The sequence below is a fragment of the Enterococcus sp. AZ015 genome (assembly GCF_050499225.1).
GTDB classification, from domain to species: Bacteria; Bacillota; Bacilli; order Lactobacillales; family Enterococcaceae; genus Enterococcus_D; species Enterococcus_D entomosocium.
Window position 1 is genome coordinate 1,047,260 of record NZ_JBMHEX010000001.1, and the last position, 12,741, is coordinate 1,060,000.

General features: G+C 41.7%; 8 protein-coding genes and 1 rRNA gene (1 of these 9 running past the window's edge). All 9 read left to right on the forward strand.

Going from position 1 to position 12,741, the window contains the following annotated elements; translation table 11 throughout:
- The first annotated feature begins 9 nt into the window (after positions 1–9).
- Positions 10–3,321: a DNA polymerase III subunit alpha gene (gene dnaE, locus IGK85_RS04885; protein WP_008377815.1), complete on the forward strand. Its 3,312-nt coding sequence runs from the start codon at positions 10–12 to the stop codon at positions 3,319–3,321.
- Positions 3,322–3,482: 161 nt separating this feature from the next.
- Complete coding sequence (gene pfkA, locus IGK85_RS04890) at positions 3,483–4,445, forward strand: 6-phosphofructokinase (protein WP_005237177.1); 963 nt, start codon at positions 3,483–3,485, stop codon at positions 4,443–4,445.
- Between the two features lie 84 nt (positions 4,446–4,529).
- Positions 4,530–6,314, forward strand: a complete 1,785-nt coding sequence (gene pyk / locus IGK85_RS04895; RefSeq protein ID WP_008377816.1) for a pyruvate kinase — start codon at positions 4,530–4,532, stop codon at positions 6,312–6,314.
- 195 nt (positions 6,315–6,509) lie between these two features.
- The gene (locus IGK85_RS04900; protein ID WP_008377817.1) at positions 6,510–7,070 is read left to right on the forward strand and encodes a YceD family protein; all 561 of its coding nucleotides are present in this window, start codon (positions 6,510–6,512) and stop codon (positions 7,068–7,070) included.
- A gap of 56 nt (positions 7,071–7,126) precedes the next feature.
- A complete protein-coding gene (rpmF, locus tag IGK85_RS04905) occupies positions 7,127–7,306 on the forward strand; it encodes a 50S ribosomal protein L32 (protein ID WP_005229191.1) in 180 nt (59 codons plus the stop codon).
- A gap of 183 nt (positions 7,307–7,489) precedes the next feature.
- Entirely contained in the window at positions 7,490–8,911 is a 1,422-nt protein-coding gene (gndA, locus tag IGK85_RS04910) for an NADP-dependent phosphogluconate dehydrogenase (protein ID WP_008377818.1), read from the forward strand.
- Between the two features lie 139 nt (positions 8,912–9,050).
- Entirely contained in the window at positions 9,051–9,737 is a 687-nt protein-coding gene (locus IGK85_RS04915) for a response regulator transcription factor (RefSeq protein ID WP_429972184.1), read from the forward strand.
- Between the two features lie 14 nt (positions 9,738–9,751).
- Positions 9,752–11,257 carry a HAMP domain-containing sensor histidine kinase gene (locus IGK85_RS04920; protein ID WP_034872519.1) on the forward strand — a complete coding sequence of 502 codons (1,506 nt, stop codon included), beginning with the start codon at positions 9,752–9,754 and terminating at the stop codon, positions 11,255–11,257.
- A gap of 614 nt (positions 11,258–11,871) precedes the next feature.
- Positions 11,872–12,741: ribosomal RNA gene (locus IGK85_RS04925) — 16S ribosomal RNA — on the forward strand; it runs 690 nt beyond the window's last position.

Here is a 12,741-nt window from a genome sequence, read left to right on the forward strand (position 1 = left end):
GGGATTTCAATGTATTCACAGCTCACCACCTTAAGCGCCTATTCGTTGCTGCAAAGTACGATCAAAATTCCTCACTATATAGAGCAAGCCAAAAAGATGGGCTATCAGACGTTGGGTCTGACCGATCATAATGTTCTCTATGGCGCGGTCGAGTTTTATCAGCAATGCCTAGCACAGGGCATCAAGCCGATTTTTGGCGCTTTGTTCGACTGTACCTTCGGAGAGGGATCAATGTCCTTTCCGTTGTACGTATTTGCCAAAAACCTCAAGGGCTATCAAACCTTGATGCGTTTATCAAGTGAAAAAATGATCACCGAGCAGTTGAATTTAGCTGCTTGTGATTCTTTGCAGGACCTCTTTGGTTTGCTACCTGAAGGTGAAGGCTTTTTGCCGTCTCAGCACGATGATTTAGAAGCTAATCAAAAAGTACTGCAAGCAATTAGCCATAAATTTGATTCTGAGAGCTTGTTTTTAGGCATAACTAGCAAGGGGCTAGATCCAGAAACGATCACTTGGTTTAACGAGCAAAACATTGCACCATGCGCGTATCAACCAATCGCGGCTTTAGCACAAGAAGAAGCCTTTGCAGTCAAAGTGATGACCCATATCAAAGAGGGCTCGCAAATTGAAGACTTTCGTCAGGCAAAAGAGCAAGCGACTACGCAGTTTTTTCTACAACCGGCAGACCAACTTGCGGCTGTATTTGGCGAAGCGTCTCAGGCATTGATGAATAATCAGCGGATTGCAGCTGAATGCGCTGTCGATCTGCCGCTGCATCAGCGGCTATTGCCTCATTACCCATTAGCACAAGAAGAAAGCGCCGCGGACTATTTGCGCAAAATTTGTTTTGAACGTCTGCCTCAGCGTGTTGCTCACGTTACATCGGCGTACGAACAGCGTTTGGATTATGAGTTGTCTGTCATCCATAAGATGGGCTTTGATGATTACTTCTTGATTATTTGGGACGTCATGGACTTTGCCCACCAACAAGAAATCGTTACCGGAGCTGGACGGGGATCCGCTGCCGGAGCACTGGTGGCGTATGTTTTATCTATCACCGACGTGGATCCAATCAAATACGATCTTTTGTTTGAACGATTCTTGAATCCAGAACGTTACACGATGCCTGATATTGATTTAGATATTCCTGACAATCGCAGAGACGAGATTTTACAGTATGTGCGCCAAAAATATGGGCAAGAATATATGGCACAGATTGCCACGTTTGGTACCATGGCGGCCAAAATGGTTTTGCGAGATGTTTCTCGGGTCTTTGGTCTCTCGCAAAGTGAAGCTAATCGCTGGTCAAAAGCCATCCCCAATGCCTTGAAAATGACCTTAGATCTTGCTTATGAACAATCCAATCAGCTGCGAGAGCTGGTTTCGTTCAATGAGCGGAATCAAGTAATGTTTCAAGTCGCCAAAATCTTAGAAGGACTGCCCCGTCACGTATCGACCCATGCCGCCGGTGTGGTGATCAGTGACAAGAATCTGCTTGATTTGGTGCCTTTGCAAGAAGGCAGCGATGGGATTTGGCTGACCCAGTTTACCATGAATGACGTGGAAGCCATTGGCCTATTGAAGATGGATTTTTTAGGTTTGAGAAACTTGTCGATCATTGATAATACCTTGAAAGGTATCAAACGAATCAGCCAACAAATCGTAACCCAAAAAGAGATTCCTCTTGATGATCCAGCAACATTGCGTTTGTTTCAAAAAGGGGAGACGGCAGGGATCTTCCAATTTGAATCAGCGGGAATACGCAATGTCTTGCGCAAGCTAGGGCCAGAAAGTATCGAAGACATTGCTGCAGTCAATGCCTTGTATCGCCCGGGACCGATGCAAAATATTGATACTTTTATCAAGCGGAAAAAAGGACAAGAGCGGGTCTCTTATCCGGATGATAGCTTGATTCCAATCTTGCAAAACACTTACGGAATCATTGTTTATCAAGAACAGATCATGCAAGTAGCTTCCAAAATGGCTGGTTTTAGCCTAGGACAGGCAGATATTTTGCGGCGAGCAATCAGTAAAAAGAAAAAAGACGTGTTGGATGAAGAACGTCGCCATTTTGTGCAAGGTGCGTTGGCCAATCATTATGACGAGAAGACCGCCAATTTGGTCTATGACTATATTGAGCGCTTCGCCAACTATGGGTTTAACCGTTCCCATGCGTTTGCCTATTCCTTTATCGGCTTTCAAATGGCGTACTTGAAAGTGCACTATCCGGCACCTTTTTTTGCTTCGATCTTGCACTCGGTACGCAATACTGCAAGCAAAATGAAAGAATACTTAAATGAAGCCGCACGTTATGGCGTAGAAGTATTGCCACCATCGATCAATACCAGTGGGTTTAGTTTTCAACTGCAAAATGAGAAACAAATCCGCTTTGGGTTCAGCAGTATCAAAGGGATTCGGCGCGACATGATCCAAGACATTTTGACAGAACGAAAAGAGCATGGCAATTTCACGTCCATGGATCAATTTTTACTTCGCTTGAATCAGCGGAACAGCAAGTGGTTAAAGTTGGACTATTTATTGCCGCTTTTGAGCATCGGTGTATTCGATGTGATTGCGCCTAATCGAAAACAAGCATTGATCCAACTAGAAGGGAAAATCCAAAATATTACTTATAGTGGCGGCAGTTTGGATCTCTTAGAAACCATGGCTTTAAAAGAAGAAGCCGTTGCCGATTACAAACTGGAAGAGAAACTGGCTTTGGAAGAAGAATACTTAGGTGTTTATTTGTCTGGCCATCCCGTAGAACAGTTTCAAAAATTGCATCAATTAAAACAAATCACCGATATTGCCGATCTGGTTCCCAATGAACGGGTCCGCATCCTTTTGTATGTCCGCAAGATTCGGGAGATACGTACAAAAAAAGGCGAACAGATGGCATTTGTTGAAGGAACGGATGCTAGCAAAGAAGTTTCAGTAACGATTTTTCCCATCGTTTATCGACAAGTGCGTTCCTTGATCGAAGAAAATGCTGTTCTCTATATTGAAGGAAAGGTCGAGGTAAGTCGTTACAATGGTGAAATCCAACTCATTGCTGATAAAATAGACTTAGCAGAAAACGTTCAAAATAAAATTGCGCCACAAACTTGCTACTTAAAGATTTCTGCTGAAGCCGAAACGTCGCACCTGCAAGCATTGTCGAAGGAAATGAAGCAGCATCAAGGAAATATTCCAGTGGTGATGTTTTATGAAAGTAGTGGCAAAAAAGTGTTATTAGCAGAAGAAAACTGGGTAACGGATGAGCCGAACTTTGTCACACAACTGAAGGCATTATTAGGAAATGGAAATGTAATTTTCAAGTAATTTTCCGAAAACGATAATTCAACTTACACTTTTTTCAACTTTTTCCCACTATTTCAAGACATTTTCATGGAATAATGGTAGAATATGTCTCGTGGTTATTACTTGAAAACTAGCAAACAGGGGCTTCCCTAAACAAAATCTTTTGATGAGGTGAAAGAATAATGAAACGCATTGGAATTCTAACCAGTGGCGGCGATGCACCAGGAATGAACGCAGCGATTCGCGCAGTTGTCAGAAAGGGTATTTTTGACGGACTTGAAGTATACGGAATCAACTATGGCTATGCCGGACTAGTCGCAGGCGACATTCGTCGCTTAGATGTTGCTGATGTTGGTGACAAAATTCAACGTGGTGGAACATTCTTATATTCAGCACGTTATCCAGAATTTGCGACACAAGAAGGGCAATTAAAAGGAATCGAGCAATTAAAGAAATTTGGCATCGAAGGGCTAGTCGTGATTGGTGGAGATGGATCTTACCATGGTGCGATGGCACTTACTCGCCACGGTTTCCCAGCAATCGGGATTCCAGGAACGATCGATAACGACATTCCAGGAACAGATTTCACGATTGGTTTTGATACAGCGATCAATACTGTCTTAGAATCGATTGACCGTATCCGTGATACAGCGACATCACATGTCCGCACATTTGTGATCGAAGTAATGGGACGTGGTGCTGGCGATATCGCTTTATGGTCAGGTGTGGCCGGTGGTGCGGATGAAATCATCATCCCAGAACATGATTTTGACATGCAAGTTGTTGCTGATCGTATCCGTGAAGGACGCGACCGCGGGAAAAAACATTGCTTGATCGTTTTAGCCGAAGGCGTGATGGGCGGAAATGATTTTGCTGACAAACTTTCTGAATACGGCGATTTCCATACCCGTGTATCAATTCTAGGACACGTTGTCCGTGGTGGTTCACCAAGCGCTCGTGACCGTGTGTTAGCAAGTAAATTTGGTTCATATGCCGTTGAATTATTGCAACAAGGCAAAGGCGGTCTATGTATCGGTATCGAAAACAATGAAATGATTGCTTCTGATATTATCGAAACCCTTGAAAACAATCGTCACAAACCAGATCTTAGCTTGTATAACTTGAACAAAGAAATCTCATTCTAAAGAGATTTTTTAGAGCAACGCAACAGTAATTTTGTAAAAAAAGCTTATTAGCTATTTTAAATAAATGAATAGGAGCGTTTAGTAATGAAAAAAACAAAGATCGTAAGTACATTAGGACCAGCAAGTAACAGTGTGGAAATTATTTCTCAACTGATTGAAGCCGGTGCGAATGTCTTCCGCTTTAACTTCTCTCATGGAGATCATGAAGAACAATTAGCGCGTATGACAATGGTTCGTGAAGCCGTGAAGAAAACTGGTAAAGATGTCGGTATCCTTTTAGATACAAAAGGTGCTGAAATCCGTACAACTGTACAAAATACGACAGAAGCTGACTTTGGTCGTGCTGGATACATCCAATTTAACGTTGGCGATGAAACACGCATTTCAATGGATCCAGAACACAAAGGAACAAAAGAAAAAATTGCTGTAACTTATCCTGGTTTATTTGAAGATGTTCATGTGGGCGGACACATCTTGTTTGATGATGGTTTGATCGACATGGAAATCAAAGAAAAAGACGAAGCAACCCGCGAATTAGTGGTTGTTGTTAAAAATGCTGGAATGTTAGGATCACGTAAAGGGGTCAACGCTCCTGGTGTATCAATCAGCTTACCTGGTATTACTGAAAAAGATGCAGAAGATATCCGTTTTGGTCTTGATAACGATATCGACTTCATTGCCGCTTCATTTGTACGTAAAGCGCAAGACGTTTTAGAGATTCGTGAAATTTTAGAAGAAAAAGACATGACTCATGTGCAAATTTTCTCTAAAATCGAATCACAAGAGGGTATCGATAATATCGATGAAATCATCAAAGTTTCTGATGGTATCATGGTTGCCCGTGGTGACATGGGTGTTGAGATCCCTGCTGAAGAAGTACCAATGGTTCAAAAGAGCATCATTAAAAAATGTAACGCTGCTGGTAAATCAGTTATCACAGCAACACAAATGTTAGAGTCAATGCAACAAAACCCACGTCCAACCCGTGCAGAAGCTTCTGACGTTGCCAATGCTGTCTTTGATGGTACCGATGCAACAATGCTTTCTGGTGAATCAGCAAACGGTGACTACCCTGTTGAGGCAGTAGCAACAATGGCACGGATCGACATTGAAGCTGAAAAAGCTTTATCAGAAAACAGCACATTCCAAATCAACCAATTCGATAAAACAGATGTAACAGAAACAATCGGTTTATCTGTTGCTCGTGCGGCGAAAAACCTAGGGGTTAAAACAATCGTTGCAGCGACTGAATCTGGCTACACTGCGAAAATGATCTCTAAATATCGTCCAGATGCTGACATTTTAGCTGTCACATTTGACGAACGCACAAAACGCGGCTTGATGCTTAACTGGGGTGTGTACCCAACCGTTGCTGAAAAACCATCAACAACTGATGAAATGTTTGAATTAGCAGCAAAACAAGCAGTGGATTTAGGCTTTGCTAAAGAAGGCGATCTAATCTTGATCACAGCCGGTGTTCCTGTTGGTGAACGCGGAACAACCAACGTAATGAAGATCCAATTGATCGGATCAAAATTGCTTGAAGCGCAAGGAATTGGTGAAAAATCAGTTGTTGCCAATGCCGTGATCGCTCACAGTGCCGAAGAAGCAATTGCGAAAGCAAAAGATGGCATGATTTTAGTTGTACCAACAACAGATAAAGAATATATGCCAGCAATCGAAAAAGCAGCAGCTTTAGTTGTTGAAGATGGCGGCTTGACTTCTCATGCAGCAGTTGTCGGAATTGCGAAAGATCTACCAGTGATTGTTGGTGCCAAAGACGCAACAACAACCATCAAAGATGGCGAATTGGTTACTCTTGATTCTCGTCGCGGTATCGTTTATCGTGGAGAAACAACAGCGATCTAATGATTTTTAACGATTGATCAAGCAACAGGCAAGTGCACGTTGTGCGCTTCCTGTTGTTTTTTTGAGAGTGTCGAAATCCCTTGAGAAAAGGCATTAAAATGACACGATCAAAAATGAAAAAGGTGTCAAGAAAATTTCATTGACAAAGCCTCAGAAGCCCTGTATAATTGCTTTTGTTGCTTAGGGGTGATAAAAATGAAATGGTCTTTATTGGAATTAAAAAAATACCAAGAGACACCGCTGATGTTTGAAGAAACACTTGACCTAAAAAGTCAACTGATAAAACGCGATGGACAGATCATTGATTTGTCTCCTGTAAAAGTAAAAGGGCTGATGAGTGTTGATAAGCAAGGATACTTGCTGCACTATCAAGTGGAAACGACGATGACATTGCCATCTACTCGTTCTTTGACACCTGTAGCGATTCCTTTTGATTTTTCAGTGGATGAACAATTCATGACACCAGAGCAATTTCAGCGTCGCGATGAAACGATCGTCGAAGAAGAAGTTTTGATCATTGAAGGTCAAACCATCAGTTTAGATGAATCAGTCGCTGATAACCTATTACTTGCGATTCCTTTGCAAGTCCTGACAGAAGAAGAAAAACAAGGTTCAGCAATGCCATCTGGCAACGATTGGGCTGTTTTGTCAGAAGAAGACTTTGCAAATCAAAAAGAAGCGCAAGCTCAACAAGTTGATCCTCGTCTTGCAAAATTATCCGAATTATTCACTGAATCAGATGACGATAACGCGTAGGATTGGAATAAATTGCAGCCTCAAGGTTGCGTTCATTAACAAGGAGGTGTAGCAAAATGGCAGTACCAGCTAGAAAAACTTCGAAAGCGAAGAAAGCAAAACGTCGTACACATTACAAATTGACAATCAACGGTTTGAACGAATGTGCAAACTGTGGTGAAATGAAAAAAAGCCACCATGTCTGCTCAAACTGTGGTCATTACGATGGCAAAGACGTAGCAACAAAAGAAGCATAATTCCTTTTTTTCAGAAAGAGGATTCTAAAACCTTAGGCTAACCATGGAGCCTGAGGTTTTTTTGTTTTTTTGACTAATATGGAACTTTTCAGAAATATTTTTGTCCAGCGAAAGAGAATAGTTCAAAAGCAGGTACATTTGCGCTATAATGAAAAAGATAATTGAATCTTAGGAGGATGAAAGATGACAAAACAACAAATCGGCGTTGTCGGTATGGCTGTTATGGGCAAAAACTTAGCGTTGAACATCGAAAGCCGCGGTTATTCAGTTGCCTTATTTAACCGTACTGGTTCAAAGACAGAAGAAGTAGTAAAAGAACATCCAGATAAAAATTTTAAAGCAACCTATACGATAGAAGAATTTGTTCAATCTATTGAAAAACCACGTCGTATTTTATTAATGGTAAAAGCAGGATTTGCGACAGATGCAACGATCCAAGAATTATTGCCTCATCTAGACAAAGGCGATATTTTGATCGATGGCGGAAATACCTTCTTTAAAGATACGGTTCGTCGTAACGAAGAGTTGGCAAACTCAGGAATCAACTTTATCGGTACAGGTGTATCTGGTGGGGAAGAGGGCGCCTTGAAAGGTCCTTCGATCATGCCAGGAGGACAAAAAGAAGCGTATGAATTGGTTGCGCCAATCTTGGAACAAATTTCTGCAAAAGCCGAAGATGGAACACCTTGTGTGACTTATATTGGACCAAACGGTGCAGGCCATTACGTAAAAATGGTTCATAACGGGATCGAATATGGAGACATGCAGCTGATTGCTGAGTCTTATGACTTGATGCAAAACATATTAGGTCTATCTGTTGGTGAAATGGCTGATATTTTTGCTGAATGGAACAAAGGCGAATTAGACAGCTATCTAATTGAGATCACAGCGGATATTTTGACTCGCAAAGACGATCAAGGTACAGGCAAACCAATCGTTGATGTGATTTTAGATGCTGCTGGTAATAAAGGAACTGGGAAATGGACAAGCCAAAGTGCCTTAGACCTAGGCGTACCACTACCATTGATCACTGAATCTGTTTTTGCCCGTTATATCTCGGCTTACAAAGAAGAACGGGTCAATGCCAGCAAAGTCTTACCAAAACCAGAAGCAGTTGCTTTTGAAGGAAACAAAGAAGAGTTTATCAATAAGATCCGCGAAGCATTATACTTCAGTAAGATCATGAGCTATGCACAAGGATTCGCGCAATTACGTACAGCATCAAAAGAGTATGATTGGGATCTTCCTTTTGGTGAAATTGCCAAAATTTGGCGTGCAGGCTGTATCATCCGGGCTCAATTTTTACAAAAAATCACGGATGCTTATGACAAGAATGCCGACATTGAAAACTTACTATTAGATGACTACTTCAAAGATATTACGAAACGTTATCAATCTTCTGTACGTGAAGTAGTTGCACTAGCTGTCCAAGCCGGTGTACCTGTGCCGACGTTCTCATCTGCGATCGCGTACTTCGATTCTTATCGTTCTGATCGTTTGCCAGCGAACTTGATCCAAGCACAACGGGATTACTTCGGAGCGCATACGTATGAACGGACAGATAAAGAGGGAATTTTCCATTATTCATGGTATGACGAAGCGTAAGCTTTAAGAGAATCCAAAAGAGAAAGGCCGAAAGTGAGAACTTTCGGTCAATCTCTTTTTTATTTTTTAGATACATGATAAAATAAGACAGATAATGTCTAATTTAAAGGCAGAATAATCAATAAAGGGGCTATCAATAATGAGTAGTATTCTAATCATTGAAGATGAAAAGAACTTAGCTCGATTTGTGGAATTAGAATTGAAGCATGAAGGGTATAATACTGAAGTTCATTACAACGGACGGACGGGACTGGATGCGGCGCTGAATAATGAATGGGATGCGATCTTATTGGATCTGATGCTTCCTGAGTTAAATGGGTTAGAAGTTTGCCGCCGCGTGCGTCAATCGAAGAACACCCCGATCATCATGATGACCGCACGAGATTCCGTGATTGATCGAGTATCAGGTTTGGATCATGGTGCTGATGATTATATTGTGAAGCCTTTTGCAATTGAAGAATTGCTGGCACGCTTACGTGCGTTGCTTCGCCGTATCGATATCGAAGGGGACAAAAACGTTGCAAAACAAACCACGATCACTTACCGCGATCTAACGATTGAAAAAGAAAACCGTGTCGTTCGACGTGGAACAGATGTCATTGAACTAACGAAACGCGAATATGAGCTATTGTTGACTTTAATGGAGAACGTTAATGTCGTTTTGGCCAGAGATGTTTTATTAAACAAAGTCTGGGGCTATGAGACAGAAGTTGAAACCAACGTTGTCGATGTTTACATCCGCTACTTACGGAATAAAATTGATGTACCAGGGGAGGAAAGTTATATCCAAACCGTTCGTGGTACAGGATATGTGATGCGGTCGTGAACCTAAAAAAAAGAATGAAAAAATTAAAAGAACTGAAGGGGCCTTCTTTAACTGTAAAGTGGGCCTTCGCAAGTTCTTTCTTTATATTCGTCGTATTTACGATCTTTGCAGTAATCACTTATAAGACCTCGGTGAATTTGATCGTCGCTAAAGAAGAAAACAATGTGGAGCGGACGATGTCAGAGGTTGCTTCTCGTTTAGCCAATTCGGATCAAGAACTAACATTGGTCCGAACGTATCGTAATTTAACCAAAAATGACGCGGGGACGACGAGCATTTATGATCGCACTTCAACGATCGATGGCAACTTAATGAAAATCGACTCCTTTATTTCGGAATTAGGCCAAGCACCATTGAGCCTGTTTGTTTATAATTTGAATGAGGACCTTGTGTTTAAAACCCATGAAAATGATTTAGCACTGATCGACACGCAGCGCAAAGCGCCAACCATCGTAACGCTGGATGGTATCACAGGCTTTCTCTCGATCCAACCCATTTATTCAAAAGGCACCAGAGAGCGGATTGGCTATGCTCAAACATTTTATGAGTTGACTTCTTTTTATGAAATACGCAGCAAACTGCTGCTGACTTTGATTATCTTAGAAGTCGTCTCTCTGATTCTCAGCAGTGTACTCGGGTTCTTTTTATCAGCGTATTTCCTTCAGCCATTAAAGGTATTACGGGATACGATGGAAACTGTTCGGAAAAACCCGCAGTCAACCGTGCATATGCCAGAATTAAATACGAACGATGAACTGTCTGATTTAGCAGATATATTTAATGAGATGTTGGATCGCATGCGCCTGTACATTGAGCAGCAAGAGCGATTCGTTGAAGATGTTTCTCATGAGTTACGGACACCCGTAGCAATCATTGAAGGACACATGAATCTTTTGCAACGTTGGGGAAAAGATGATCCAGAGATCTTGGATGAGTCCCTCGCAGCCAGTATGCAAGAGATCAGTCGAATGAAGACGCTAGTACAGGAAATGTTGGATCTCTCAAGAGCGGAACAAGTGGATGTTCATTATGCAAATGAAACAACTAATGCAAAAGAAGTTGTCTATCAAGTGTTCAATAACTTTAAAATACTGTATCCGGATTTTGTCTTTACATTGGATGATGATTTGTATCATGAGTTGAAGCTGAAAATCTATCGCAATCATTTTGAACAGATCATTATTATTGTCTTGGATAACGCAGTAAAGTATTCCACTGATCGAAAAGAAGTTCATCTATCCATTTCATTGGATCGTCAATCTTTTGAAATTGCCATCCAAGATTTCGGGGAAGGCATCTCCAAAGAAGACCTCGATAAGATCTTCAATCGTTTCTATCGGGTAGATAAAGCTCGTGCTAGAACCAAAGGTGGCAATGGTTTGGGGTTATCTATAGCAAAACAACTATTGGAAAGCTATAAAGGGAAAATCACGGCGGAGAGTGTCATTGGCCAAGGAACAATCTTTCGAATTTATATACCGATTCTTCAAACGGAAGATCGGACGAAAAGAGAACGTTAGGCGAAAAGCTTAAGTTCTCTTTTTTTATCCATTAATGATAGATTTAGCCGTGAAATACTTCTTATAAGCGAACGTTCGAATCGTTTGACAATGAATAATTCGCTTATAAAAATAGTTGCCCAAAAGCCTATTTTTTTAGTTGATTTTTCCTTTAAGAATTGCTATATTATTACTTGTCCTTGTTAAGACATTTGTAACAAACACTGATTGAACTTTTTTGAAATTAGTTGTTGACGAAACATTTTACAAGTGTTATTATAACAAAGTCGAAAAAATATCATCTCCGAAAAACCTAATAAATCAAAAAAACTTTTCAAAAAAGTGTTTGACATATAACGGTTGAGATGGTAAGATGAAAAAGTCGCTGAGGTTAAGAAAGAAGTTAAATAACAACTTCTTGAAAAAAACTTTTAAAAAAGAGTTGACAATCAATTGTCGCTCTGATATGATATAAAAGTTGCTAACACAGCACTGTAGACCTTTGAAAACTGAACAAAGCAAGCAAACGAACCAATGTGTAGGACGTTTCAATTTATTGAAACAAATACATGCAAGCAATAGCTAGCAAAGTTAATTTTTATGAGCTTAATGACCGTATGGTCATTCAAACAAATCATTATGAGAGTTTGATCCTGGCTCAGGACGAACGCTGGCGGCGTGCCTAATACATGCAAGTCGAACGCTTTTTCTTTCACCGGAGCTTGCTCCACCGAAAGAAAAAGAGTGGCGAACGGGTGAGTAACACGTGGGTAACCTGCCCATCAGAAGGGGATAACACTTGGAAACAGGTGCTAATACCGTATAACACTATTTTCCGCATGGAAGAAAGTTGAAAGGCGCTTTTGCGTCACTGATGGATGGACCCGCGGTGCATTAGCTAGTTGGTGAGGTAACGGCTCACCAAGGCAACGATGCATAGCCGACCTGAGAGGGTGATCGGCCACACTGGGACTGAGACACGGCCCAGACTCCTACGGGAGGCAGCAGTAGGGAATCTTCGGCAATGGACGAAAGTCTGACCGAGCAACGCCGCGTGAGTGAAGAAGGTTTTCGGATCGTAAAACTCTGTTGTTAGAGAAGAACAAGGATGAGAGTAGAACGTTCATCCCTTGACGGTATCTAACCAGAAAGCCACGGCTAACTACGTGCCAGCAGCCGCGGTAATACGTAGGTGGCAAGCGTTGTCCGGATTTATTGGGCGTAAAGCGAGCGCAGGCGGTTTCTTAAGTCTGATGTGAAAGCCCCCGGCTCAACCGGGGAGGGTCATTGGAAACTGGGAGACTTGAGTGCAGAAGAGGAGAGTGGAATTCCATGTGTAGCGGTGAAATGCGTAGATATATGGAGGAACACCAGTGGCGAAGGCGGCTCTCTGGTCTGTAACTGACGCTGAGGCTCGAAAGCGTGGGGAGCGAACAGGATTAGATACCCTGGTAGTCCACGCCGTAAACGATGAGTGCTAAGTGTTGGAGGGTTTCCGCCCTTCA

Coding starts and splice junctions, on each gene's coding strand:
- dnaE (WP_008377815.1), top strand. CDS start 10: ATGTATTCACAGCTCACCACCTTAAGCGCCTATTCGTTGCTGCAAAGT.
- pfkA (WP_005237177.1), top strand. CDS start 3,483: ATGAAACGCATTGGAATTCTAACCAGTGGCGGCGATGCACCAGGAATG.
- pyk (WP_008377816.1), top strand. CDS start 4,530: ATGAAAAAAACAAAGATCGTAAGTACATTAGGACCAGCAAGTAACAGT.
- IGK85_RS04900 (WP_008377817.1), top strand. CDS start 6,510: ATGAAATGGTCTTTATTGGAATTAAAAAAATACCAAGAGACACCGCTG.
- rpmF (WP_005229191.1), top strand. CDS start 7,127: ATGGCAGTACCAGCTAGAAAAACTTCGAAAGCGAAGAAAGCAAAACGT.
- gndA (WP_008377818.1), top strand. CDS start 7,490: ATGACAAAACAACAAATCGGCGTTGTCGGTATGGCTGTTATGGGCAAA.
- IGK85_RS04915 (WP_429972184.1), top strand. CDS start 9,051: ATGAGTAGTATTCTAATCATTGAAGATGAAAAGAACTTAGCTCGATTT.
- IGK85_RS04920 (WP_034872519.1), top strand. CDS start 9,752: ATGAAAAAATTAAAAGAACTGAAGGGGCCTTCTTTAACTGTAAAGTGG.